Origin of the sequence: Bifidobacterium goeldii, from assembly GCF_003951095.1 — a bacterium.
Classification (GTDB): Bacteria; Actinomycetota; Actinomycetes; order Actinomycetales; family Bifidobacteriaceae; genus Bifidobacterium; species Bifidobacterium goeldii.
The window spans coordinates 177757-202503 of sequence record NZ_QXGL01000002.1; the positions used below are offsets into that span (position 1 = coordinate 177757).

The window sequence follows — 24747 nt, forward strand, 5'->3', positions numbered from 1 at the left end:
CGATCACTGAGGACAATCAGCGATCGCCGTTAAGAAACTGCATTGCGAGCTAAATCAGCGCAGTACGCCTTCGATGAGTTTGGTGATGAGGTCGGTATAGGTTACGCCGGTGGCTTCCCATGCCTTGGGGTACATGGAGATTGGCGTGAAGCCTGGCATCGTGTTGATCTCGTTGACCATTACTTCGCCATCTGCGGTCACGAACGTGTCGACACGGCTCAAGCCAGCACCATCCACGGCCTTGAATGCCTTGACCGCGGTCTCGCGCACGCGTTGCAGCGTCTCATCAGGCAGATGTGCTGGCACTTCAACATGCGATGCGCTAGCATCCATGTACTTGCTGTCGAAATCGTAGAACTGGTCATCGCCACCTGCGCGCTTGTCCAGCACGATCTCGCCCGGCCAGCTAGCCTGCGGCTCTTCGCCAGCCTTCGGGCACAATACTGCGCACTCAATCTCGCGCGCATCAATGCCCTGCTCGATCAAAATACGCCAATCGTGATGGCTCGCCTCGAACACTGCGGCAGCAAGTTCAGCCGCATCATCCGCATGCTCAACCTTGGTCACACCAAAGCTGGAGCCAGCGCGCGACGGCTTGACAAACAGCGGATACTCAAGACCAGCTGCCTGCACTTGCGCGAGAATATCCTCGCCGTTCGCTGCAAACTTAGTCGCAACGTCAAAACCGCGCGCGTCCAGCGTGATGCCAGGAGCCACCGGAATGCCAGCAGCAGCAAGCAGTACCTTCGTGTAATGTTTGTCCATACAGGCGGCAGAGGAGAGCACACCGCAGCCAACGTACGGCACGTTCATCATTTCGAACAAACCTTGAATCGTGCCATCTTCACCGTATGGACCGTGCAGCACCGGCAGTACTGCATCAATATGGCCCAGCGATTCCAGCGAGCCATCCGCATTGCGAGCAAAGAAACCATCTTGGCCGAGTGCCACGTCAAGCACCACATCGCGAGCGCCTTCGACCTTCTCAACCGTCGGCAGACCTTCAGCCATGTTCCAGCCGCGCGGATCCTCGCCATCAACAATCCACTGGCCAGCCTTCGTAATACCAACCGGTACCGGATCGAAACGGTCCATATCAAGCGCGCGCAGCACGCCAGCAGTCGAAATGCAGGAAATCGAATGCTCGTCAGCCTTACCGCCGTACATCACCACAACACGTTTTTTGGCCAAAGTTCTGCCCTTTTTCACTCCGTCGGCCGCGTAAACGGCCCGCTCATCCACATGACAGGCGTATGAGGTAACCATCAGCCTGTCAACAACATCGGTCGTAATCCTAGTACCCGCATGTCACGCAACAGAGACACGTTAGCGTGACCACAGCAAATCGTCACATTCGTATGCGTTTGTACACGTTCGCGCCAGCCACACGCAGTTGGCGCGGCGGCATATCCTCCCATAGCCGTCGCGCCAACTATGAATCTAGTACTACTATTCCTCGGTAATTTCGCTGCCAAACAGCAGGGAAAGCATCTCACTGCAAGAAATGCCTTCGCTCAGCACGCGGCTCATCGCGTAAGCGAGCGGAGTGGGCACGCCAAGCTCGTCGCCAAGCGCCACCACAGCATCGGTGGTCGGCACGCCTTCAGCTACGCCGTTGCTCACCTTCGTAGCTTCCTCAACCGACAAGCCCTTGCCCAAGTTCGCACCGAACGTGTAGTTGCGGCTTAGCGGAGAGCCGCAAGTGGCGGTCAAATCGCCCACGCCGGCAAGACCTGCGAACGTCTTCGGATCAGCGCCAGCAGCCTTACCCAATGCAGTCAGCTCCGCGAGTCCACGAGTTTCGATCATCGCAGCCGTGTTCTCGCCGTAGCCAGCGCCACGAGCCATACCAACTGCGAGCGCCACAACGTTCTTGAGCGAGCCGCACATCTCGAGGCCGATCACGTCGGTGGTGACAAATGCTTTGAAATAGTCGTTAGTGCAGGCGGCAGCGACCTTGCGCGCATTGTCGATATTCGCGCAGCCAACAACAGTGGCAGCGGGCTCGCGTGCAGCGATTTCCTTGCTCAAGTTCGGGCCAGAAATAGCGGCGAAACGCTCAGCAGGCAGGTCAAGAGTCTCGCGCACAACCTCATCCATACGCTTCTTGGTACTGCGCTCGATACCCTTCATCAAGCTCACCACGATCGCTTGTTCAGGAATGAGATCCTTGAATTCGGTGAGTGCTACGCGCGCAAACTGGGCAGCGATCGCTACGACGATAATGTCCGCATCCTTTACTGCTTCGGCGCGATCGCCAGTGGCGGTCATGTTGTCGGGCAGCTTCTCGACGCTGGGCAGGCGGACAGCATTGTGATGATGATCGCGGATACCTTCCACAATCTCTGGCTCGATAGCCCACATCGTCACATCATTGCCAGCATCGGCAAGCACTTGGCCGAAGGTGGTACCCCATGCTCCTGCTCCCAGAACCGTACATTTAAGACCCATTGTCGTTCTCCTTGCTTTTCTTGTATTCGCGTCAATTACGTTCATGATTCTCGGCCCCCTCGGCTGAGGGGGCTGTCAGCGAAGCTGACTGGGGGAGCGTCAACCCCATAGTCCGCTCCTACTCTTCTGCGCTACCTGTTAGTCCTTCACCCTGCTCATCGTGCGGTAGTCCCAGTACCCGTCGGGCGCAGCTTCGCCGCGAATCTCGGTCATAATCTGGGTCATACGCACGCGAACGCGGCGGGTCAGCTCGTCAGCGAGCGCAGCCGGCGGCTCTTCACCCCACGATTCTTGGTCGATGAGCAGATCAGCATAATCAAGCTGCGTGTCATAACACATGACTACGTTCTTGCGCGGCCACGGCCACCAATGATTGATGCTTGCCGCGCCCCACGTGACTGCGCAGAACAGTGGAACTTGGCGGCCAAGCCTGCGTGAAGCTTCGAGCGCGATAACGCCGACGCCGTTCTTCATGCTCATCGGCCACTTTTTCGGGTCGCGTGTCACGGTGCCTTCAGGCCAGATGGTCAGCGGGCGGCCGGAGGTGAGAATTTCGATTGACGTTTCCTCAATGGCTTTGGCTTTGCCGCTGCGGCGCTGCACGGGTTGCATACCGACGAGCTGGAACCATTTGCCAATCACTGGCCATTTTGCCATTTCAGCTTTGGCCATGTAGCGCGGTCGGCGGCCCATGTGGAACAAGCTGGCCATCGGCACAAACACGTCGAACATGGTCACATGCGTGGCAGCAGTGATAAACGGACCAGTTTCGGGGATGTTATCGAGCCCCCACGCATAGGTTTTGCAGCTCGCGTGGAAGACGACGTCGACGCCTTTGAGCAGACGCGCGGTGCCTTTGGGGTGTTGTGCATTGATTTCAGCGGTGTTGATGGTGCGGTTCGGCCCGGTGGGCAGGTCGCGCATGGGGTCAACAAGATGATGCGCTTTGGCGAGTTTCGCCACCTGCGCGTCGGAGAGCGGCGTGACCGCGGAGCGCGGTGACGGTTTTCCTTTGGATGCCATGCGCCCTATTGTAACGAGCCCCCTGCATGGTGAACGCCGACACACCACCACTACACATACCGTCAGTCGGTATGTACGATGACGGGCAGTTCGACAGATGGAGGCTTGTATGGCTCGTAACGCACACCCAGAGGTAACCGAACAGCGCATTATCGATACCGCACGCGACCTGTTCATGGAGCAGGGATATGAGCAAACCACCATCCAAGACATCGTGGATAGGCTTGGAGACTTGTCAAAAGGTGCGATTTACCACCATTTTGCGTCGAAGGAAGCAATCCTTGACCGCCTAGTCTCCGACAATATGCATATGCTCGATAAGTGGCGCAGCATTGTCATCGAGCGCACTGATCTCAACGCATTGGAGAAAATCCGCGAAATGTGCCGGCTCTCGACTCCCGGTCAAGATCACTATGATCTCATCCGCATGTCGATGCCGCTGTTGGATGACCCAAACTATTTCATCGAAAATATGCACTTCTGGTCGCATGAGCTTCCGGCTCGCTGGCTGCCCCTCGTCAAAGAAGGTATGCAGGATGGTTCAATTCCGACCGAATATCCGCAGGAGGCTACGGAGATCCTCTGCTTGTTGACAAGCTACTGGCTTGTTCCTTACTTCTTCCCCGTTACGCCTGAGCAGCTGAAGCGTCGTATCGAATGCGCTGCCATTATGCTCAATGCCATTAATGTGCCGCTGTTTGACGATGAGATGAAAGAACTAGCACTGAAGCTGTACTCCAATATCACCCGATAACGTGAGTCAATAGTAGGATGTGGGGAAATCCGGTCAACAATGGCCTTACAATCCCGGTTTCGTATCCCTTTTTCACCACATCCGAAATTCGATACCGGTTTGCCATATTTTGCCATACAAAAAATGCCTGATGTTCGTACGAAATCGAACATCAGGCAGTCAGTCAATCAGTTGCAGCCTCAATCAATGAGCTGCAATCCCGATCAGTCGAAGTCAGCACCCAAGGCCTCGAGCTTGCCGCGGAAGTCGGCGTAACCACGGTCAATCAGCGAAATACCGTGCACGTCGGACGGGCCGGAAGCCGCGAGCGCCGCAATCAAGTGCGAGAAGCCGCCGCGCAAATCTGGCACGTCAATATCGCGGCCGGTGAGCGGAGTCGGTCCGAAAATCACTGCGGAATGCTTGTAGTTGCGCTGCTGGAAGCGGCACGGGAGCGACCCGAGGCACTCACGGTACAGCTGAATCGTCGCGCCCATGGCTACCAGCGGCTTAGTGAAGCCGAAACGATTCTCATACACGGTTTCGTGCACAATCGACAGGCCGTTCGCCTGCGTCAACGCCACCACCAGCGGCTGCTGCCAGTCGGTCATGAAACCAGGGTGCACGTCCGTTTCAATAGCCACCGGCTTCAGATCGCCACCCGGGTGCCAGAAGCGAATGCCCTTGTCGGTCACGTCGAATTCGCCGCCGACCTTGCGGAACACGTTGAGGAAGGTCATCATCTCCGGCTGGGTAGCACCCTTCACGAAGATGTCACCGTGCGTGGCCAGCGCAGCCGACGCCCAGCTTGCAGCCTCAATACGATCAGTCAGTGACGTGTGCGTGAAGCCCTTAAGCTCCTTCACACCTTCAATGCGGAACGTGCGATCCACATCCACGGAAATAATTGCGCCCATCTTCTGCAGCACCGCGACCAGATCCATAATCTCCGGTTCAATAGCTGCACCAGACAGTTCAGTCTTACCTTCAGCAAGCACGGCGGCAAGCAGCGTCTGCTCAGTAGCGCCCACAGACGGGTACGGCAGGTGGATTTTCGCACCCTTCAAGCCGTTCGGCGCGGTGATGTGAATGCCGTCCTTGTGCTCCTTGTCAACCGTGGCACCAAGCTTGCGCAGGGTCTCCAAGTGGAAGTCGATCGGGCGACCGCCAATATTGCAACCGCCAAGCGCGGGGATAAACGCTTCGCCCAAACGGTGAACCAGCGGGCCAGAGAATAGAATCGGAATACGCGACGAGCCAGACAGCGTATCCACGTCAGCCACGTCAGCCAACTGCACGTGAGTTGCATCGATCGTGACGATACCGTTCGCACCGTCTACGTCCACATCCACACCGTGCAAGCGCAGCAGGTCGGAAACCACGTGCACATCACGAATTTCCGGCACGTTCTTCAGTACAGACTTGCCCGGGGCCAGCAATGCGGCAACCATTGCCTTGCTTACGAAGTTCTTCGCGCCGCGCACCTTGATCGTGCCGTTCAGAGGCTTACCGCCCTCAACATGCAGCACATCTTCCGGTTTCTCAGCCACGCTACTCTCCCATTTCTTTCTACGCCCCGCTCATATGCGAGGCTGCCACAAATACGCTATCGTCCAGTGTGCCATAAGGCATGTGCGCACATCGTGAAATCGCCCCGAGCTAACCCAGTTCGGCTCGGGGCGAATTGACAATTATTCTGCAGTGATGCTCGCTTTGATTTCGCGTGCGAGGCTCGCATCCCACATCGCACCGGTGGCGCTCATGACTGCGTCGACTCCAGCCGCACGATATGCCTGATAATCCGCGGGAGCGACCACACCGCCCACGCCGATGATCGCGAAGTCAAGACCAAGGCGATCACGAATCGCAGCCAAACGCGCGACCATGTCGAGTCCAGCACCGCGGATTGCACTACCGCACACGCCAGAGCGATCGCGCCCCTTACCCGGCAGTGCTTGCTCGCCAGCAGCATCAACCAAACGCGCGGAAATCGTGTTGATGGTGCTGAATGCCTGTACGCTACCGCGCGCTGCCGTTTCGCGAATCATCAGCTCTAGCGCAGCATCATCGATAATGCGACGATCGGCGCTCCAGCCGCCTTCAACTTCGACTGGCGGAATGTACGCGAGCTTGACGATCAGCGGGCGGTTACCGATCTCGTTCTTCACTGCCTCCGTGATTCGGCCTACGAGCGCCGGGTCATGGCAGAGCAGGCGATTGTGCCCCTCGTTCGGGCAGCTGGTGTTCATTTCCATCAGGTCAGCGCCGGTTTCGCACACTAGGCGAGCAGTGGTGACATGGTCAGCAATGTAATCGTCGCCGCTCATGCCTTCGACGCGCGAACCTTGGAAGCTGGGCAGCAGCACTTGACCGTCGCCCGCGGCGACGATAGCGCGCTTCATATCCGGCTGCCACTCGTCAGGATCACGCGAAGGCACACCAAACGAGTTGGAAATAGAAATCGGCAGCTTATAGTTCGTATCAGCTAGCACGCCTTCATCAAGTTCAGCACTGCCCGGAGTAAGCGAACCATCAGCGCTCTTGGGGTGCACGGCCAGCACGTTCGGGAACGGGTTGCAGCCCCACGCGCGCGAACGCACGGTTTTATAGGTGGCGATATCGAAGCCCATACGGAACGCGGCGGTAGTGAATCGCTCGTTGAGCAGAGGGCCTGCGGGAATGCCGAACGGCAGGTTGACCTTGTGGCCGAGGAAGTCGGCGGCAGGCGCTGCTGGCGCTGCTGGCGCTGCCGTCACGCTCTCCTGTTCGGCGAGCGCGGCCGCAAATTCGCCGAACGGTCCCTGACGGTAGTTGTCTTCGTAACTCAGATTGACGTTGTAAAACGGCTCGAAATCGCTCATGGTTCTCCAGACATGGTCCGGCGCTCGGGCGCCTGTGCGAACTGAATGATTCCACTGTAAAAAGAGCGGCAGACCCGCGTGCGGCCGCGCGTCGAACCATGATCTGGACTGCAGGCGAGCTAGCTGCGCGATCTGCGCAGACCACGCGATCTATGCAATCTGCACAATCTATGAAATCGCCATTGCGCCAATAAACGAGACCAGTGCAACGAGACCATTAATACTGCAGAACGTAATGAAGCATCCGGACGTCCACCCCCAGTATGTTCCCGGCGCACTGCGGTTGATACGCCTAAATACGCTCAATCCCCACCCGTGGCGGAACATCACTACACTCACGCCAATAATGCCAGCCACAAGCACAGCCACAACGTATATCGTCGCTGCCACGTCACCGTTAGCATCCGCGAGCGAGCCAAGACCGCCCAGCACCGCATTATTGAACACATGCAACGTGATCGACCAGAACAACGAGTATTCCATCGCAACAAAACCAAGCACTAGGCCAACGCTGAACGCGAACAGACCTTGTATCACGTCATCGTGGTAGAGCGCGAACATGATCGCCGAGGTGAGAATCGCGAAGTTTTTGCCGAGCGGTTTGAGCTCTTTCATAAGCACCCCGCGGAACACCACTTCTTCCACAATGGGGCCGATCAAACCGACGTACAGCCACATGGTCACCGTGGTGCTCGCTTCGTTAATCTGCTCCGATGTGGGCGACGCGAGATCAACACCGATCGCTGAAAAGGCGAAATTGAGTAGCAGAAACGCGGCTTGCGCGCCGATAATCAGCACAATAAATACGAGCAACCATGCGGGTTTCATGCGCGCGTGGCCGGGGTCGCCTGCCCAAAAGCGTTTGCTCAGTATGTCGCGGCGGCGCATCAACAGCATGAACAGGAAGCCGGTAATAGAACAAGCGAGGCTGATTACGCCGGTCAGTTTCGCGATGTCAAGTGATGCTTCGTTGATCACCGACGAGAGTTCGTCGGCAGTGGCACCATTGAGATGCGACGGCAGAGCGAGCATGTAATACACGCCAAGAACTGCACCGACAATAAAGCTTGCCAGTGTGATCACGCCCTGATAGGCGAGCGTGAGGCCTGCCGGGCGGCCAACTGCCTTGCGCAGTGCGCGACGGTGGATTTTCACGGGGTCTACGGGCGGGTATGCGGCGTATGAAGCGTACTGCGGGTACGGCGAGTATTGCGGGTACGGCGCGTACGGAGAGTTTTGCGCGGGTGAATTTGGCGCTTGTGGATACGCGTATGGCGCGTACGGATTGTGCGGGTATTGATTGTGCGGGTATTGATTGTGCGGATACTGGCTCTGCGGATACTGGCTCTGCGAATTCGCGCTTTGATCGTGCGGGTCGTGCGGCTGGCTTGGCAGCGGATCCTGCGGCTGGCTCGGTATTTGATCGACCGTAGATGCATCCGTCGAATTCACGGGCGCTGTAGTGGTATCGTCTGCGGCTTGCGTGTCCGGCTGCGTTGCGTTCGGCTGCGAATCGTTCATGCTCATGCCACAATCGTACACACGGCGTTTATGACGTTGAGGTGATCGTCGACACGCGTCTACGCCACGCATATTTTTTGCATACGGTTGCTGTGCTGCGCGAGGACTGGCGGCTAGGATGGGAGCCATGAGCGAACCGGGGATTGGTGCAAACGATTCCACTGTGGTGATGACAGCGGCGGTAGATAATGACCGAATGGCACTGCTGGCGTTGAAGGGGATTTTGCCGCAGCTGCTGCCGTCTTCACGATGGATGTGGGGCGCGCAGACTGCTGATGAGGCGATTCGCAAGACGTTGAATCCGGAGACGCGACCGCGACTGCTGCTGGTGGATATGTCGTTGGGAGAGTCAACTGGTATCGGCGTGTGCCGTAGTATTCGGCAGCGGGATGATCGCGTGATGTTGCTGGCGATTACTGCGTTTCCGATTGATTCGTATGCGGCGCGTGCGGCTGATGCTGGCGCGCAAGGAATTGCTTCTAAGGCGGATATTCCGCAGTTGGCTGCGGCTCTGCGCGCGTTGGCTGCTGGTGGCACGTTTAGTCCGGTTCCTGGTGTGACATTTCGCGATATTGCTCATGCTCATGCTGCGGTTACCGGCGAGCAAGATGATGCTCCTCAGTTGCCCAAGCTTGGCGCGAAGGAAGCGCAAACATTGCATTTGCTGTCTCGCGGTCTGACCTATGAGCAGATCGCTACCCAATGGGGTGTCTCCACCTCCACCGTTCGCACCCACGCCCACCGCGCCGTAGAAAAACTCAACGCCCACTCATTAGCTCACGCGATAGCTATTTGGCTAAGCCGTTAAAAAAACAGCCCAGTGGGCTGTTTTTAGGCTTAGCGCGAGCGACAGCGAGCAACTTACGCTCGCCGCAGGCGAGTCCTTACCCCCACGCCCTACAAGCAGAACGCCGTACCCCCCCCCCGCAATCTGCCTGCGAAAAGCAATGCATACATTATCAACGCAAACACTACCCCTCAGTCAGCTACGCTGACACCTCCCCTGGCAAGGGGAGCCGAGTTTGTGTTGCAATCCCCCATCCCTATCCAGCTCCCGCAACGCTTTAATGACCCGGTATAAGCAATCAAAATAACTAACCGTGCATTTTCCCTATTCACCTCATGTACACTGCAAAATATCCCGAGGGGAATTACTGATGGTGGCAGTGGGGAATGCCGCACGGTGATGCGGGATATGCATAACCAGAACAAAATTGGGGGAAAATCATCATGTTCTCATTGAAGCGTCTAGCAGCGGTAGCTGCTTCCGTGCTCACTGTTGCCAGTCTTGCTGCTTGCGGTGCTGCAAACGCTGCACCGTCGAGCAGTGACTCAGGCAATGACAACGGAACCATTACTGTTAACGTTGGCACGATGGGTACGTACAGCCCATATAGCATCAAGAACACAGACGGCAGCTACACCGGCTATGACTTGGAAGTGCTGAAGGCTGTGCAGAAGGTGGAGCCTACGTTGAAGTTTGAATTCCATGCGGCTGCTTGGGATTCACTGTTCACAGCTCTTGATGCCAATAAGAATCAGATGATTGCTAACGAAATTGGTAAGACGAAAGAACGCGAGCAGAAGTACATTTTCACGAAGAACAGCTACAACTACAGCACTCGTAACATCATTGTGAAGAAGGGTACTAAGGGGATTAGCACTCTTGATGATTTGAAGGGCAAAGTTGTTGGCGGCACGGTGGGCGATAACCATACGAAGTTCCTGGAAGAGTGGAATCAGGCACATGGCAATCCCATCACGATTAAGTATTACGAAGAGGATTTCACCACGGTGGTTCGTGATGTTGCTGCCGGCCGTATTGCTGCTACGGTGAATGATCCAAATGCTGCTCTCGATAAGGCGAAGAAGCAGAATATTCCAGTGGAGGCTGTGGGCAAGCCTTTGTCTGCGCAGCCGGTGTACTACATCTTCCGTAATGATGCTCAAGGTAAGAAGATTCGCGATAAGGTCGATGAGGGCCTTGAGAAGTTGAAGAAGAATGGTGAGCTTTCGAAGCTGAGCATTAAGTGGTTTGGCCAAGATACTACTGAGGAGAGCGCAAAGTAACGCCTATTCTGGGCTGTCACGCTTACTTCTCGTAGCGCACTGCGCGCATATTGTTACTCATCTCTCGCGAAATAGCACCGGGCATTTTGCCTGATCGTACTCTTCCCACATGCCGTCGCATTCTTGTGCAATCGAATGCGGCGGCTGGGAGTATCTCGGAATGCCAGCGGCAATCGCATTTTTTTATTCTTTCGGAGCTGCAACTATGGGCACTTTTAACCCTGAATACATTTGGCAAGCTTTTCCAGATGTCATCCAAGGCATTCCAAACACTATGGCCATTACGCTGGTCGCTTTTATTATTGGTTCGATTATCGGTCTGTTTTTTGCACTGGTGAAAATCCACAGTATTCCTGTTCTTGAGCAAATTGGAGCCGTCTATGTGTCGATTATTCGCGGCACACCACTGCTCGTGCAATTGTTCCTTATTTATTACGGCCTACCGATTCTGCTGTCTGCTATTAACCCGGCGTATGACATTTCTGGTATTCCTGCGTTGGCGTTCTGTTTTGTAGCGTTTTCGCTGAGTATGGGCGCGTATATGACCGAATTGTTCCGCTCTTCGATTCTTGCGGTTGACGATGGTCAGCTTGAGGCCGCGCATTCGGTGGGTATGAGTACGAGTCAAGCGATGGTTCGTATTATTTTGCCGCAGGCGATGAAGTCAGCAATTCCCAATATTGTCAACCAATTCATGATGTTGTTGAAGAACACGTCTTTGGCGTTTACTGCCGCTGTTCCTGAAATTTTGGGGCAAGCAAAAATTTTCGGTGGCAGAACTTCCATGTTTTTTGAAGGGTATATCGCTGCGGCGATTGTCTATTGGGTGTTGTGCTTCATTTTGGAGATTATTGCCCGCTTGGCTGAACGTGTGATTCGGCGAGATGAGATTGGAGTGGCCGCATGATTAAGGTCGAACATGTGAGCAAATCATTCGGCAAGCTTGAAGTGCTGAAGGATGTGAGCTTCCAAGTTGAAGAGGGTCAGACTGTAGCGCTTATCGGTTCTAGTGGTTCGGGTAAATCTACGTTGCTGCGCACGCTGAATTTGTTGGAGACACCTGATAGTGGCGATATCACGATTGGTGATGTGTCATTTAACGCGAACGATATCACGAAGACAACGATTGCGGAAGTTCGTCAGCGTACGGCGATGGTGTTCCAGCGGTTTAATTTGTTTACGAATAAAACTGCGCTGCAAAATGTGGCGGAAGCGCTTATTGTGGTGCAGCATAAGTCGAAAGCTGAAGCGTTTGATATTGCGCGCAAACGGCTAGAGGACGTGGGTATGGCGAATTGGGCTGATCATTATCCGCGCGCATTATCTGGCGGCCAGCAGCAGCGTGTGGCGATTGCGCGCGCATTGGCGTTAAATCCTGAATATTTGTTGTTTGATGAGCCTACTTCTGCTTTGGATCCGGAGCTTGTAGGCGAAGTGCTCGGGATTATTCAGCAGTTGGCTCAGCGTAAGAAAACGATGCTGATTGTTACGCATGAAATGGCTTTTGCGCGTGATGTTGCCGATAAGGTTGTTTTTCTTGATAAGGGGCGCATTGCGGAAGAGGGTAATCCAAAGAGTTTCTTTGTTCACCCCACTACACAGCGCGCGCAGCAGTTCTTGGCACGTTTTCGTTATGAGTTTTCGGCTTCTTCTGGTGAAACGCCAGCTACATCACTTGGGGAGGTACAATGAGCGTTTTCTCCTATTCCAAATTGTCGGTAGATAGAACTCACGATCCACTGTTTTTGCTGTTTCATGGCGGTGGTGATGATGAGCGTGAGATGGCCCGGTTTTTCGGGGATTATAGTGACGCGGATTACATTGCTTTTGTAGCACCGCATCATCGCACGTATATTCCTGGCTCGCTGTGGTGGGCGCCTGACGCTACGTTTGAAAGTCGAAAGCGCGAATGCCAAGAGACAGGCCAGCAGATTGTTTCATTGCTGCGATCGTTGTCGTTGGATTCGCGGCCGCTGACTGCGATTGGTTTTTCGCAAGGCGCGTATCTTACCTACCGTTTGCTTACTGATTTTCCTGGATTGTTACATCGCGCTGTGCTGCTCAGCCCACCGTTCCCTGATGTCGAACCGGATGCTAAGGTTCTCAAAACGGTTCATTCTGTTGGCAAACCGCCAGCGTTATTGGTGTATGGTGACAACGATCTCGTGATTGACCGTCAAGAGCAGCGCAATGCGTCTATCGTGCTTGACCAGTTCACTGCGTTGGATGTGCGAACGTTACCGGCAACCGGGCATGATTTAACCACTGCCGAAGCACAGCTTATTCAAGAGTGGCTTGCTGCCACATATTAATCGTTCGCGTCAGCCTGATTTCTGCGCACAATGTGCGCATTACGCAATACATTGCACCCAACGCAGGCTGGCGCGTATTTGTATATCACTCACTGTTACTCGTTATCACGCTACCTATTCGAAGGCATTATCATGACTGATCACGCTATTCATATTGCTGACACCCCAGATGGCGATCAACTCATCCACAACTCGACAATCAACAGAGGTGATTCATGTTTTCATATCGGCGAAATTCGACCATTATTTTTGGTGCCGAAAGCCAAAACACGTTGGAAAACCTGCTGCGCGAGCATCATGCCACGTCAGTGCTGTTCGTTTACAGCGGTGATTACGTATTCAATCTGGGCATTAGCGATAACGTTCGCACAGCAACCGCGCATATTGGCGCGTCACTGATCGAAGACGGTGCAACCGTACCCAATCCGCGCATCGAACACGTGCGCGAGCTGATTACGCTTGCGCGCGAACACCATGTGGATTTTGTGCTTGCTGCTGGCGGCGGTAGTTCATTTGATACTGCGAAAGCTGTTGCTGTTGGCGTTGGCTACAGCGGTGACGTGTGGGAGCTTTTCACGGGCGCAGGCACGTTTGATCATGCACTACCGGTTGGCGTTATTGCCACACTGGCTGGCAGCGGTTCGGAAGTGTCTGATTGCGCGGTGCTGCAAGAGGGGCTTGATAAGCGCTCGTTAGAAGATGATCGCATTATCCCCGTGTTTACGATTGTCAATCCTGAATATTCAGCCACAGCGCCGTATCATCATCAGGCTAGCGCGATCGCCGATCTTGCCGCGGATTATTTTGAACCATATTTCTGCACAACGGCACAAATTCACGCACAAGATCGCTTGCTTGAAGCTGGCCTGCGCGCAGTGATTCATTACGGTCGACGGTATGCCGCTAATCCGAACGACTATCAGACGCGTGCAGAATTGCATTGGCTGTCTTCTGAAGGATTTAACGATTGTTATCTTGCGGCCGGCCGCGTGACTGATTGGACTACGCATCGGCTTGAGCACGCGCTTGGCGCTCAGTTTGACATTATTCACGGCGAGGGTATTGCCGTACTTGCTCCTGCAGTAATTCGCTATGTATCGCAATACCAGCCTGAACGTTATGCTGCGCTTGCTCGCGCAGTATTTGACGTGCCGGAAGATGCCACTGATATTGAGGCTGCGCATGTGCTTGCTGACGGATTAGCCGCATATTTTGCACAATTAGGCATGACTCAGCGACTGCGCGATCTTGATATTCCCCAGTCTTCACTGCCGGATATCGCTGCGCGTATTACCGACCATGGGCGCACGCGCATTGGCAATTATTATCCACTGTCGCAAGAGGATGTGTTGGCGGTATATCAGCTCGCCTACTAGCTGCAGTACACAGCACTCCACATAGCGCATACGAATGGCGGCTATCGCGATTGCGGTAGCCGCCATTCGTATGCGCTGTGTGATGGAAATTATGCAGTCAGCAAGCCGGCGTCAAGAATCAAGCCGCTACCCGTGATGTAACGCCCGGACCGCCCAGTGAGATACTTGACGGCGGCCACCACATCCTCCGTTTCAATCCACGGCACTGGCAGCAGGTTGCCCGCAGACGCCTCGGCTATTTCTTCAGGCGTCTTGCCTTCAAGCTCAGCCAGTCCATCGTTCATCGGCGTATTTACACCAGTCGGGTGCAGTGTCACCACGCGAATGCCGTACGGCGCGAGTTCAATAGCCTGGGACTTCGCCAAACCGACCAGTGCGTGCTTTGACGCTGAGTAATGTGCCAGTCGTCGCAAACCGCGCAGGCCGGCGATCGAAGAGTTGTAGACGATCACGCCGCTTTTCTGCTTGATCAGCTGCGGAATCACCGCTTTGCCGGCAAGCCACGCGCCTTTGAGATTAATGTCGATCATCGAATCCCATTCGTTTTCGCTCAGCTCCCACGAATACCCGTAAGCGCAAATGCCAGCGTTAATAAACGCGATATCCACGCCGCCGAACGCTTCGATTCCGCGATTGACCGCTTCTTGCAGCGCGTTAGCATCACGCACGTCGCCCGCATAGACGACGGCTTTGCCGCCAGCTTGCTCAATCTCTTCTTTGAGCTGATCGAGATCTTTCGACGAACCGTGGTTGTAAGCCGGGTATGCAATAGGGCTGCCAAGATCGAACGCGATAATATTCGCTCCTTCTTTGGCGTAGCCCAACGCTACAGCACGACCTTGGCCTTTTGCAGCGCCAGTAATGAATATGGTTTTGCCGGCAAATTCTGATGGCTGGCCGGCTTGTGCAGCTGCATTGTCTGCAGCATTGTTGACATTGCTCATAATACGTTTGCTCCTCTTGCGATTTCGCAACTCATTGCATGAGTGATGGCACAACTGACTTGCGCAAATGTTGCCAAAATCGCTGTGATTACTTTCCTGTGCGCGGGACAGCGCGGATTACGCAGCTTTACGCGGATTATTTGGCTTGGTCAGCGCCTGCTGATTGCGTTTCCACACGCAGTACCACGTGTGAAGACTGCGGTGTATGCAACGCTTCACGCCACGTCTGAGGCGCAAAATCCTTTTGCAGTGGCAGCAAACGACCGTCTAAATCTGTACCAATAACGCTGTTGAAATCGTTCGTGGCTTTCATCTGCCCAGCGAAACCAATCAAGGCAACGATTTCGTCATCATTCCAGTATGCGCGCAGCTGGTTAAATACCGTGTCTGGAATACTGGTTGGATCTTTCACGTATGCGCGCGCAAAATCAATCAGCGCTTGCTCCTGATCTGTTGGCACAAAATCGTGAGGGTCAAGCCCTAATTCACGCAAATCGGCAACAAAATACAGCGAGCATAATTGGCAGTCGTTCACCGACGAAATAGCATGTGCGTACACAATCGACGCACGTTGGCCAAGAAAACCAACAATACGTTTCCAAATCACATGCCAGTCGTAATACACCACGAATGTGGCATGATCGCGCGCAATAGTGCGCATCATATTCGTAGCATGACCATCAGCTTGCAGCTGCGATATATCGCGCTGCTGTTGTTCGGTGAGCCCCGCTTCCCCAAGCGGTTGGATTCTCGCCATGAATTCCCCCTAAAATGGTACGCCGCTCCCCCAAGAGCGGTTGAATTATTGAATTATTAGTGCATGTGGGCCTACTGTGCCCGCATGGCGCCAATATAACAGGGAACATCATACGAATCACGATGATGGATATACCGGTTGCTTATGAGCGGCTCAAATACAGCGGAATCTGTGCGCTAAGCGTCCACGCTCCGTCCTGGGCGCTGGTATTGAGCGTGCCACCGAGTTGCATAATACTGTCACGTTGCAGTTTCAATCCGCGACCGTGGCGCACATTGCGCAATGCTGCATGCTGCTGAGCTGGAATTGGATTGATTTCGGTGATGGTGACAACGTGATCACTGATCGTGACAAACAGTTGATAGCCATCAGTTGACTCGCCATGGCGAACGATGTTAGCGTAAATCTCTTCTAACAAGCCCATAATGCAAGCATGGGTTGCCGATGACACCGTATGCTCGCATGTACCAGTCACACGCGCAGCACCCGCGAAACCAAGCATGTGCATAATGCGATCCTCATCTTCAACATATTTTTCAATTGCGGCAACACAGTCAATGCCATTAATAGTGCCGGCAGTGCTGCTATCGTTCGCATCACTGCCATCGTTCGCACCGGCAACTTGGTTTGCATCAGCAGTACTACCAGCACGCGCAATATCTTGAAGCTCATCACTATCACTGGCAATACTTTCAATGTCTCGCTTACCGTTGAGCACATCAATAACTTCATGCACGCGGTCGAGCGCGTGATGCGAACGTTCGTAAATCGCATCAAGCATGTCAGTATCATCATCCACAGTTTTTGCCCGCCAAGCCAGCATTGCAATCGTTGACATATCGTTCGATACGGAATCGTGAATCATATGCGCGAGTTCCTGCTCGCGCGTCAATCGGCCAATCAGCTGCTCCGTACGCACAGCACGTTCCGTCGCCTCCGCTGTACGGCGAAACGCGGAACCAAACATGGTCAGGAAGCCCAAAATCATCACATCAAGCAATACGGTGGCAATAAACACAATCACCGAATACTGCGGCATCACAGCATCCGCATGTCCAGTAAGCGCGGTACTCCCTGATTCTATTGCAGACTGCTGGCTTAAATCGTTGAGCATCTCCATCATTCCTTGGACCATGCCCGCGCCCATCGAGCCAGCACCAAGCCAAAGCTGACTCACCGCATCCAGCAATGAAAACGATGCAATCAGACTCACCGACACGATACGTGGCATCACATATCCAAGCGAAAGGAACAAAGCAATCAACGCAAAATTGCCGCTTGCCCACCACCCTTGCGCGGGCAGGAAGGTGACAAGCAGCGCTGCAATCACTCCCCCAATGCACATCGCGCGCGGCGCAAACGGTATGGCTGCGCTCACCGCGAGCCAGCATATCGATAGCAACATTTGCAGTGGGTTATCTGGCGGAACAATAATGATTGCAACCACTTGTGCTACCACCGCAATAATGCTGGTTTTCTTCAAAAAATTCAGCTCATGCCACCGAGCGATGCAACGATTGCACCATGCGATCACGCGCGAATTGCCGGAGCGAACCGCCTCGCGGGTATGAGCAACAGTGGTATTAGCAATACCAGTCGGCGGCATAGCGATCGAATAATCCGGCTTATCAAAACGCGCCCCGCGCGGATCGCTGGCACCAATCATCAGCATGATCGAGACCAGTTCCGAAAGCAAATAGAAACCAGAAAATACCAGTACTGACACTACGACAGCCTGATTGTAGGACACTTCAGAATCACCGCCGGCAATAGCCATCACGATGATGGTCGCAATCATGACAATCAATCCAACAATCAGCGCGATGATAGGCAATATCACCCACCATCCACGCCGATTTTGATCATGCAAACGCCGCACCGACAATGACAGATTGGGAATAAACAGCAGCAGTTGGACCATCGAAAGCACATTGCTTGCGATCTGCCCCAGCGGCGAACTAGCCACGACCATATCCGCCACACTCGAACTGTCAGAGCCAGCAATACCAAATGCGGCGCCTACGCCATATGCTGCGAGCGCGATCGAAACTCCAAGAAGAATTGAAAACAGCCAGCCCCACCAGTATTCACTGCGCGAAGCGCGACCATCGAACACGAACGTTTTGCGGAAAAAGCGTACGATCGCCTGCCCGAATCCAATGCCATACCAGGGCGCCCATAACGGAGGTTTGCCAATCGTTGCCCAGTGCATAGGAGGCTGCGTAGGCGCTGTCGAAGTAGGCATCGCAGGCATCGCAGCCGTCGCAGCCGTCGCGGTCGCCTGTGGGTAGGCTTCCCGCGCTCTGGGCTCACCTTTCTGTACAGCATCGTTTTCTGGCCGAATCGAACCATCATCATCGAAGTTGCCCATAGCGCGCCTCCCTTTTGTCACCACTCAACCGCATGCGCGCGATTTCGTCCAATTGAAACGGATTCCTGTCAACGCGCGTGGACCAAGTGCTGCGCAAGTGGCACGAGCTCACATAGGGTTAATACACTAAGGCGGTCACCGCAACCCACACAACAAGGACTGGTAGAGGCATGAACGACGCATACGATCCGAACGTAGCCGACTACGATGCCAGCGCTAATTCCGCTATTAGTGCCGTTGATGATACTCACAGCGCCAAAATCGTGAGCAGCTGTGACGATGGTTGGCGACCGCTACCGGAGCGTGTACGAATTGTATGGCTGATTAACGAGGCGATTTCTTGCGCGATGTGGCTGGCAGCGTGCGGCGTGGTTGCCACCGTGTGCATCATCAATAACTGGTGGGGATTGTGGCAGCAGATCATTGTTGCATTGGCGGCAGCGTATGCCGTGCTAGACCTTGCATCACAACCGTTGCAGACTAAGTATCTCTATGCTTTCACGCGATTCCGCATTGGCGAGCATGAGCTTGCCACGCGCAAAGGTTGGTTGTATCGCCGTTCTTCCACCACGCCATACACGCGCGTGCAGCATGTGGATACCAAGCAAAATCCGGTGCAGCGTCATTTCGGGCTCACTACGGTAGTGGTGTTCACAGCGTCTGACGAACATGAGATTGCAGCGCTTGACACTGCTGAAGCTGAGCGCATGGTCGCCTTGATTACTGAGCGTGTGGCCGCCGCGAAGGAGGATCTATGACGCTCGCGACTGAGGATCCGGAAAACGAACACGCAGACAGCAGTTTCGACAACGATTTCAGTAATGACAACGACAGCATTGTCTCCAGCGCTGATATTGCAACGACTACCTGGCATAGACTGCATCCGACTGCATTGATCGTACGACTCACCGAATCAATTCGCAGCACGGTCGGTATCTTCCTGACATTGCTGGTTATTATGCGTCAGCATCTCTCTGCGGCGATTATCGCGTGGATCTTCGTCGCTGCCATCGTGGTGTCGCTCGCACAGCCAGCTGTTGACTGGCTCACCACGCATTATTGTCTCGGTCCACATAGCCTGTCATTTCGGTCAGGATTGCTGTTTCGCAAGCATCGAACCATCAGTTACGGTGCCATTCACGCCATCAGCAGCACCAGTACGTTCTATCTGCGACCATTCAACGTTATTCAGTTAAGTATCTCCCCCGTCGGTACCGGAGCAGACATCACGATGCCAGCCGTACCCGCTACGCTGCAAACCGAACTCGAACAGTTGCGAGCACGAGCGTTAGCTTGCAGCACAACCGGTATAGCGGCCGATACTGAGACTTTGCCAGCCGCACCCACGACAGCCGCGTCCACATCAGCCGTATCTACACCAGCCAACGCCTGCCAAACGCCAGCTAAGCTCGTCTTTCGCGCATCCGTAACGGATATTCTGCTATTCGCCGTCACCGATATTGGATTTTTGGCCGCCGCGTTTGTGATATACGGTTTCGTACAGAATCTGCAGGATATATTGCCGAACAGCCTCGTGCTTGCGGCTGAGCATTCGATTGGCGATACGGTTATGCATAGCGCGGCAGCCGGTGTCATGTCTGTGATACTGCTGATTGCAGCGTGCGTGATGATATTGATGATCGTGAGCATTGGTACGTCACTGTTGCGTTTCTACGGCTTTGAAGTGTGGCGTCGCGGCGACGATCTGATGGTTGAACGCGGTCTCTTCACACGTCACACTACGATCATCCCCGTCAGTCGCATTCAAACGATTGTGATCCGCCGCTCGGCATTGCGACGGCCTCTGCACCTGTGCTCGGTTCAACTCGGATTGAGCGCCTCCTCGCGCAAAAACGATGTGACGTTCTCCGCCAATATTCTGCCGGTACTCAGCACTCGGCGCGTAACCGCAACACTGCGCGCGATGCTACCGGAATGGGATTGCCGCCTCGAAACCCCCGTGCAGCCCACTGGGCGAGGCTTGACGCGCTACTATGTGACAGTTCCGGCAATCGCAACCATTGCCGCTTCAGCGATCGTAGGTGTTGGCGTGGCAGTAACGCGCACGTGGCTGTGGTGGCTTATCGCTGTGCCGGCTATGGCTGGCGCGTGGTGGATATCCTGCCGTTGGATGAAGTCGCGCGCGGAAGGTTACGCGATTCTGCCGGACTCGGATGATAGCAGTGCGACCGCAGACGTTATGAGTCACCGTATTATGACGACTGGCGCGAACGGCTGGGGCTTGTTCACGATGATGACGCGGCGTGCACGCGTGCAGTCAGTGACGCGTTCGACCATGCTGTGGCGCGAACAGCGCGGCGTTGAAAGTATGCAGATGTCATTGTTCGTGATGAATGGCATCTCCGAACTGCGATTTCGGTTTTTACGGCAGGCAGATGCGGATGTGCTGGCCGATTGGGCGCGAGGACGCTAACTGAGAAATACAGAACAACGAATAGCAGACTTGAGCTTTACAAGGAAACTGACAAGATTACCGATTATTGGTCAACGATCAGCTGAAAGCGGCTTCAAACGTGCCACCAAACGTGATTATTGCCATTTTTGTCGATTCGTGGCACGCAAGCTCGCGGGAGTGCGATTACAGGATTGTAGAAAACCGCGGAATTCCAACGATTTCACGATTTTGAAGATTGCGGCAGATAGCCGTTATCAACGCTGATATTGCCACCAATCGCCCAAAACCGTGATTTTCGCGATTGGTGGCACAGAAAGCAACAAGGCACATCAATTCATGGTCTCGCTCATGTGCAACGAACTCATGCGCGAGACCCCTGTGAGACATCGAATAATGCGGTACTAGAGTCAGGACGGCCCTGTCCGGCAATTAAGGACTCGCGCTGTAAGCGCGAGGCTCAGTGTTGGCCGAGCTGCTGTCGCAGCTCGGCGTTGGTCCTGCGGGAAGCCCACCGGGCTTCCCGCAGAGTGAGCGCGGCTAAATGATGCCGCGCTCACTCAATGGACCAACCCAATTATCCTCCTCCGGCTCGCGTGCGGATTCTACGGGTTCTTCGGCCCAATGCTTGGCAGGGATAGTCTTGGGCTTGAAGGGGAACTTCTCAGCGCGCATCTTCTCGTAAGCGAGAATGTCATCCTCGTGCTGGAGCGTCAAATCGATGTCGTCGTAGCCGTTCATCAAGCGCCAACGCGTGTAGTCGTTCACCTCGAACGGCAACGTCACATCACCGCAGGTCACGGTGCGATCCTCCAGCGACACCGTCATCTCACGGCCTGGTTCTTCTTCGAGGAGCTTCCACAGCAGTTCAACGTTTTCCTGCGGCATGATTGCCGCCAGCACGCCGTTCTTTGCAGTGTTGCCGTAGAAAATATCCGCGAAGCTTGGCGCGATGACCACGCGGAAGCCATAGTCGTGCAGCGCCCACACCGCGTGCTCACGGGAGGAGCCAATGCCGAACTCAGGGCCGGCCACCAGAATCTGCCCCTTACCCGCATACTCGGGCTTGTTGAGCACGAATTCAGGGTCGCGGCGCCACGCGTAAAACAGTGCGTCGTCAAAACCAGTCTTGGTCACGCGCTTCAAAAACACAGCCGGAATGATCTGATCAGTATCGACGTTCGAGCGACGCAGCGGCACGCCCACGCCGGTAACAACAGTAAGTTTTTCCATGAATACAGTCCTTTATCAATGCCTACAAATCGCAGCAAAAAGCAAATAGTTTTGCCGCGCAGATCACAGATCAGCCGGAGACGAAATCGTGCCGCGAATAGCCGTAGCAGCAGCAACCTGCGGCGACGCCAAATGCGTACGCGACCCCTTGCCCTGGCGGCCTTCGAAGTTACGGTTCGACGTGGAAATCGAGCGCTCGCCCGGCACCAGCTTGTCCGGGTTCATGCCCAAGCACATCGAGCAACCGGCGTTACGCCATTCAGCGCCAAAGTCCTTGAAAATCTTGTCAAGGCCCTCGCGCTCAGCCTGCAAGCGCACACGGGAGGACGCAGGCACTACCAGCACGCGGTGAATGTTCTTCGCCTTGTGGTGGCCCTTCATAATCGCTGCGGCAGCACGCAAGTCATCAATACGGCCGTTCGTACAGGAGCCAATAAACACGGTGTCTACAGCAATGTCCTTAATCGGCATGCCAGGCTTCAAGCCCATGTAGTTGATCGCGCGTTCTGCAGCTGCGCGCTTAGTCGCATCAGCAATTTCGGACGGTACCGGCACGTTTGCGGTGATCGGCAGACCCTGACCGGGGTTGGTGCCCCACGTCACGTAAGGGCCGAGCTTGGTGGCGTCGATGTCCACGACCTTGTCGAATACAGCATCGTCGTCGGTCTTCAGCGTCTTCCAATACGCAACAGCCTTATCCCACAGCTCGCCTTCCGGCGCGTGCGGGCGACCCTTCAAGTATTCGAACGTCGTCTCGTCAGGGGCGATCATGCCAGCGCGCGCACCAGCTTCGATCGACATGTTGCACACGGTCATGCGCTCGTCCATCGTCAGCTTGCGGATTGCGTCGCCGCGGTATTCCATCACGTAGCCCTGGCCACCACCGGTGCCGATCTTCGCGATGATCGCAAGAATAATATCCTTTGCGGTTGCATCAGCCGGCAGCTCGCCGTTGACGTTAATCGCCATCGTCTTGAACGGCTTCAAGCTCAGCGTCTGCGTAGCCATCACATGCTCAACCTCGCTGGTACCAATACCGAAGGCGAGCGCGCCGAATGCGCCGTGCGTGGACGTGTGCGAATCGCCGCACACAATCGTCATACCCGGCTGAGTGAGGCCCAGAATCGGCGCAAACGCGTGCACAATGCCCTGGTCCGCGTCTCCCAGCGGGTGCAAACGCACGCCGAATTCCTTACAGTTCTTCTCCAGCGTGCTCAACTGCAGTGCGCTGGTCTTATCCGGATTCGGACGATCAATATCTACCGTCGGCGTGTTGTGATCTTCGGTAGCGATGAGCTGATCAACATGACGCGGCTTACGACCAGCCAAACGCAAGCCTTCGAACGCCTGCGGGCTAGTAACTTCGTGCATGAGCATCAGGTCGATGTACAGCAGATCGGGTGCGCCATCGCTGCCCTTGCGTACCAAATGATCGGCCCACACCTTCTCGGCCAATGTGGTTCCCATTCGGGACCTCCTCAAAATTCCTCGCGTAAGGTATTGCCCTTGCGCCTCTTATGTGGTAACAAGATTATGGGTAAGCGTGTCGGCGCGTCTTCTAGTCGGTCGCTATATGAGATACAGCACTGCTGTCAACGTCTGAAATCCCAGTATTTCCAACGGTTGTACAGGATTTGTGTGTCTTTTTGCACAACAGCGATTGTTTTCTACCGCAAAAAATTCTATTTGCTTTTTGCATTTCAGTATGTGAGATGGCATAATCCTGCATTATGACTTCCCTGACACAGCCAACCGTTTCAGCCATGCCCGACGAGCCCATCGACGTCACCACTGACGAAGAGGACGAGACCGAGAACGATACGATCGCCTCGGAGAATAGTGGGCGCCGCCTCGGTAGCGAAGTGCATTCTGGCGTTGGCGTGTTAGATAAGACCGTAAAGATTCTTGACGCGCTTGAGTCTGGCCCGGCAACGCTCGGCCAGCTGGTTGCCGCTACCGGCTTGGCTCGCCCGACCGCGCATCGTTTGGCGATTGCGCTAGAGCGTCATCGTTTCGTGCTGCGCGACCAGCATGGTCGGTTTGTGCTCGGCTCTCGTTTTGCCGAGTTGGCAGCAGCCGCTGGCGAAGATCGTCTGTTGACTGCAGCTGGCCCGATTTTGCAGACGCTGCTCGACCGCACTGGCGAATCCGCGCAGATCTACCGTCGCCAGGGCGACCAGCGCGTGTGCATTGCTGCCGTGGAGCGCGCTAGCGGCCTGCGTGATTCGATTCCGGTGGGCGCGATGCTGTCGATGGAAGCTGGTTCTGCCGCGCAGATTCTGCTCGCTTGGGAAGATACTGAACGTTTGCACCAGGGATTGCGCCACGCAAAGTTCACTGCTGCAAAGTTGGCTGCAGTGCGCAAGCGCGGCTGGAGCGAGTCGGTAAACGAGCGCGAAGAAGGCGTGTGCTCGATTTCTGCGCCGATTCGCAACGCTTCCGGTCAGGTGATTGCAGCGATTTCGATTTCTGGCCCGTCTGGCCGCATGGGCAACGCGCCCGGCCGCCGTTATGCGCCGCTGGTGATGGCTGCCGGCAAGTATCTTACCGATGCGCTGATTAAGGCCAGCTCTGGCCGCTGATAGAGCGTATTGAGGCTGTACAGAGCCATATAGAGCCTATAGATAGGAATGGGGATTCGATCTGGTATCGAATCCCCATTGTTGTAGCCGAATGCTTGCT

The 24747-nt window shown here is 54.9% G+C and carries 21 protein-coding genes; 10 read left to right on the forward strand and 11 right to left on the reverse strand.

Annotated features, from left to right (window positions below; translation table 11 throughout):
• Window positions 1-54: 54 nt before the first annotated feature.
• The 3 genes from D2E25_RS04385 to D2E25_RS04395 form a co-directional block, all read right to left on the reverse strand.
• Window positions 55-1191: a D-alanine--D-alanine ligase family protein gene (locus D2E25_RS04385; protein WP_164514709.1), complete on the reverse strand. Its 1137-nt coding sequence runs from the start codon at window positions 1189-1191 to the stop codon at window positions 55-57.
• Window positions 1192-1449: 258 nt separating this feature from the next.
• Complete coding sequence (locus D2E25_RS04390) at window positions 1450-2451, reverse strand: NAD(P)H-dependent glycerol-3-phosphate dehydrogenase (protein ID WP_125980170.1); 1002 nt, start codon at window positions 2449-2451, stop codon at window positions 1450-1452.
• Window positions 2452-2589: 138 nt separating this feature from the next.
• Window positions 2590-3474 (reverse strand): lysophospholipid acyltransferase family protein, encoded by an 885-nt coding sequence (locus D2E25_RS04395; RefSeq protein ID WP_125980172.1) that lies wholly within the window; start codon window positions 3472-3474, stop codon window positions 2590-2592.
• 109 nt (window positions 3475-3583) lie between these two features.
• Between D2E25_RS04395 and D2E25_RS04400 the strand changes: the two genes are divergently transcribed.
• Window positions 3584-4228: a TetR/AcrR family transcriptional regulator gene (locus D2E25_RS04400; protein WP_125980175.1), complete on the forward strand. Its 645-nt coding sequence runs from the start codon at window positions 3584-3586 to the stop codon at window positions 4226-4228.
• A gap of 203 nt (window positions 4229-4431) precedes the next feature.
• Here D2E25_RS04400 and murA read toward each other — a convergent pair whose 3' ends face one another.
• The 3 genes from murA to D2E25_RS04415 form a co-directional block, all read right to left on the reverse strand.
• Window positions 4432-5757: a UDP-N-acetylglucosamine 1-carboxyvinyltransferase gene (gene murA / locus D2E25_RS04405; protein ID WP_125980177.1), complete on the reverse strand. Its 1326-nt coding sequence runs from the start codon at window positions 5755-5757 to the stop codon at window positions 4432-4434.
• Window positions 5758-5898: 141 nt separating this feature from the next.
• On the reverse strand, window positions 5899-7068 hold the full coding sequence (locus D2E25_RS04410) for a beta/alpha barrel domain-containing protein (protein ID WP_125980179.1): 1170 nt from the start codon (window positions 7066-7068) through the stop codon (window positions 5899-5901).
• 168 nt (window positions 7069-7236) lie between these two features.
• Window positions 7237-8595, reverse strand: a complete 1359-nt coding sequence (locus D2E25_RS04415) for a CPBP family intramembrane glutamic endopeptidase (RefSeq protein ID WP_338142119.1) — start codon at window positions 8593-8595, stop codon at window positions 7237-7239.
• A 121-nt stretch (window positions 8596-8716) separates the two neighbouring features.
• On the opposite strand from D2E25_RS04415, the gene D2E25_RS04420 reads away from it, so the two are divergent.
• The 6 genes from D2E25_RS04420 to D2E25_RS04445 all read left to right on the forward strand — a co-directional run bounded on the left by D2E25_RS04420 (window position 8717) and on the right by D2E25_RS04445 (window position 14347).
• Window positions 8717-9397, forward strand: a complete 681-nt coding sequence (locus D2E25_RS04420) for a LuxR C-terminal-related transcriptional regulator (protein WP_164514710.1) — start codon at window positions 8717-8719, stop codon at window positions 9395-9397.
• A gap of 422 nt (window positions 9398-9819) precedes the next feature.
• Window positions 9820-10659, forward strand: a complete 840-nt coding sequence (locus D2E25_RS04425; RefSeq protein WP_125980183.1) for a transporter substrate-binding domain-containing protein — start codon at window positions 9820-9822, stop codon at window positions 10657-10659.
• Between the two features lie 160 nt (window positions 10660-10819).
• Window positions 10820-11566: an amino acid ABC transporter permease gene (locus D2E25_RS04430; protein WP_206430732.1), complete on the forward strand. Its 747-nt coding sequence runs from the start codon at window positions 10820-10822 to the stop codon at window positions 11564-11566.
• On the forward strand, window positions 11563-12351 hold the full coding sequence (locus D2E25_RS04435; protein ID WP_125980186.1) for an amino acid ABC transporter ATP-binding protein: 789 nt from the start codon (window positions 11563-11565) through the stop codon (window positions 12349-12351). The genes D2E25_RS04430 and D2E25_RS04435 overlap by 4 nt, the downstream gene beginning before the upstream one ends.
• Window positions 12348-12971, forward strand: coding sequence for an alpha/beta hydrolase (locus D2E25_RS04440; RefSeq protein ID WP_125980188.1), 624 nt, complete (start codon window positions 12348-12350; stop codon window positions 12969-12971). The genes D2E25_RS04435 and D2E25_RS04440 overlap by 4 nt, the downstream gene beginning before the upstream one ends.
• A gap of 215 nt (window positions 12972-13186) precedes the next feature.
• Window positions 13187-14347 carry an iron-containing alcohol dehydrogenase gene (locus tag D2E25_RS04445; protein ID WP_125980190.1) on the forward strand — a complete coding sequence of 387 codons (1161 nt, stop codon included), beginning with the start codon at window positions 13187-13189 and terminating at the stop codon, window positions 14345-14347.
• An 89-nt stretch (window positions 14348-14436) separates the two neighbouring features.
• On the opposite strand, the gene D2E25_RS04450 is transcribed toward D2E25_RS04445, so the two are convergent.
• From D2E25_RS04450 to D2E25_RS04460, 3 genes are all read right to left on the reverse strand, one after another.
• Entirely contained in the window at window positions 14437-15291 is an 855-nt protein-coding gene (locus D2E25_RS04450; protein WP_125980192.1) for an SDR family NAD(P)-dependent oxidoreductase, read from the reverse strand.
• 136 nt (window positions 15292-15427) lie between these two features.
• Entirely contained in the window at window positions 15428-16048 is a 621-nt protein-coding gene (locus D2E25_RS04455; RefSeq protein ID WP_125980194.1) for a carboxymuconolactone decarboxylase family protein, read from the reverse strand.
• Between the two features lie 142 nt (window positions 16049-16190).
• Window positions 16191-18419: a DUF805 domain-containing protein gene (locus D2E25_RS04460; protein WP_125980197.1), complete on the reverse strand. Its 2229-nt coding sequence runs from the start codon at window positions 18417-18419 to the stop codon at window positions 16191-16193.
• Between the two features lie 170 nt (window positions 18420-18589).
• On the opposite strand from D2E25_RS04460, the gene D2E25_RS04465 reads away from it, so the two are divergent.
• Together D2E25_RS04465 and D2E25_RS04470 are read left to right on the forward strand one after the other, a co-directional pair.
• Window positions 18590-19177, forward strand: a complete 588-nt coding sequence (locus D2E25_RS04465) for a PH domain-containing protein (RefSeq protein WP_125980199.1) — start codon at window positions 18590-18592, stop codon at window positions 19175-19177.
• The gene (locus tag D2E25_RS04470; protein WP_125980201.1) at window positions 19174-20853 is read left to right on the forward strand and encodes a PH domain-containing protein; all 1680 of its coding nucleotides are present in this window, start codon (window positions 19174-19176) and stop codon (window positions 20851-20853) included. The genes D2E25_RS04465 and D2E25_RS04470 overlap by 4 nt, the downstream gene beginning before the upstream one ends.
• Before the next feature lie 519 nt (window positions 20854-21372).
• Here the strand turns inward: D2E25_RS04470 and leuD are convergent.
• Window positions 21373-22065, reverse strand: a complete 693-nt coding sequence (gene leuD / locus D2E25_RS04475) for a 3-isopropylmalate dehydratase small subunit (RefSeq protein ID WP_125980203.1) — start codon at window positions 22063-22065, stop codon at window positions 21373-21375.
• 63 nt (window positions 22066-22128) lie between these two features.
• Window positions 22129-23532, reverse strand: coding sequence for a 3-isopropylmalate dehydratase large subunit (gene leuC / locus D2E25_RS04480; RefSeq protein ID WP_125980206.1), 1404 nt, complete (start codon window positions 23530-23532; stop codon window positions 22129-22131).
• Window positions 23533-23828: 296 nt separating this feature from the next.
• Between leuC and D2E25_RS04485 the strand changes: the two genes are divergently transcribed.
• On the forward strand, window positions 23829-24647 hold the full coding sequence (locus D2E25_RS04485; protein ID WP_420897328.1) for an IclR family transcriptional regulator: 819 nt from the start codon (window positions 23829-23831) through the stop codon (window positions 24645-24647).
• Window positions 24648-24747 lie beyond the last annotated feature (100 nt).

What these genes read in the sequence shown, in the direction of transcription:
- D2E25_RS04485 (WP_420897328.1), top strand. Translation starts at nt 23,829, where the DNA reads ATGCCCGACGAGCCCATCGACGTCACCACTGACGAAGAGGACGAGACC.
- leuC (WP_125980206.1), bottom strand. Translation starts at nt 23,532, where the DNA reads ATGGGAACCACATTGGCCGAGAAGGTGTGGGCCGATCATTTGGTACGC.
- D2E25_RS04445 (WP_125980190.1), top strand. Translation starts at nt 13,187, where the DNA reads ATGTTTTCATATCGGCGAAATTCGACCATTATTTTTGGTGCCGAAAGC.
- D2E25_RS04420 (WP_164514710.1), top strand. Translation starts at nt 8,717, where the DNA reads ATGAGCGAACCGGGGATTGGTGCAAACGATTCCACTGTGGTGATGACA.
- D2E25_RS04450 (WP_125980192.1), bottom strand. Translation starts at nt 15,291, where the DNA reads ATGAGCAATGTCAACAATGCTGCAGACAATGCAGCTGCACAAGCCGGC.
- D2E25_RS04435 (WP_125980186.1), top strand. Translation starts at nt 11,563, where the DNA reads ATGATTAAGGTCGAACATGTGAGCAAATCATTCGGCAAGCTTGAAGTG.
- D2E25_RS04430 (WP_206430732.1), top strand. Translation starts at nt 10,820, where the DNA reads ATGCCAGCGGCAATCGCATTTTTTTATTCTTTCGGAGCTGCAACTATG.
- D2E25_RS04465 (WP_125980199.1), top strand. Translation starts at nt 18,590, where the DNA reads ATGAACGACGCATACGATCCGAACGTAGCCGACTACGATGCCAGCGCT.
- D2E25_RS04400 (WP_125980175.1), top strand. Translation starts at nt 3,584, where the DNA reads ATGGCTCGTAACGCACACCCAGAGGTAACCGAACAGCGCATTATCGAT.
- D2E25_RS04395 (WP_125980172.1), bottom strand. Translation starts at nt 3,474, where the DNA reads ATGGCATCCAAAGGAAAACCGTCACCGCGCTCCGCGGTCACGCCGCTC.
- D2E25_RS04440 (WP_125980188.1), top strand. Translation starts at nt 12,348, where the DNA reads ATGAGCGTTTTCTCCTATTCCAAATTGTCGGTAGATAGAACTCACGAT.
- D2E25_RS04415 (WP_338142119.1), bottom strand. Translation starts at nt 8,595, where the DNA reads ATGAGCATGAACGATTCGCAGCCGAACGCAACGCAGCCGGACACGCAA.
- D2E25_RS04460 (WP_125980197.1), bottom strand. Translation starts at nt 18,419, where the DNA reads ATGGGCAACTTCGATGATGATGGTTCGATTCGGCCAGAAAACGATGCT.
- D2E25_RS04425 (WP_125980183.1), top strand. Translation starts at nt 9,820, where the DNA reads ATGTTCTCATTGAAGCGTCTAGCAGCGGTAGCTGCTTCCGTGCTCACT.
- D2E25_RS04390 (WP_125980170.1), bottom strand. Translation starts at nt 2,451, where the DNA reads ATGGGTCTTAAATGTACGGTTCTGGGAGCAGGAGCATGGGGTACCACC.
- D2E25_RS04470 (WP_125980201.1), top strand. Translation starts at nt 19,174, where the DNA reads ATGACGCTCGCGACTGAGGATCCGGAAAACGAACACGCAGACAGCAGT.
- D2E25_RS04455 (WP_125980194.1), bottom strand. Translation starts at nt 16,048, where the DNA reads ATGGCGAGAATCCAACCGCTTGGGGAAGCGGGGCTCACCGAACAACAG.
- leuD (WP_125980203.1), bottom strand. Translation starts at nt 22,065, where the DNA reads ATGGAAAAACTTACTGTTGTTACCGGCGTGGGCGTGCCGCTGCGTCGC.
- D2E25_RS04410 (WP_125980179.1), bottom strand. Translation starts at nt 7,068, where the DNA reads ATGAGCGATTTCGAGCCGTTTTACAACGTCAATCTGAGTTACGAAGAC.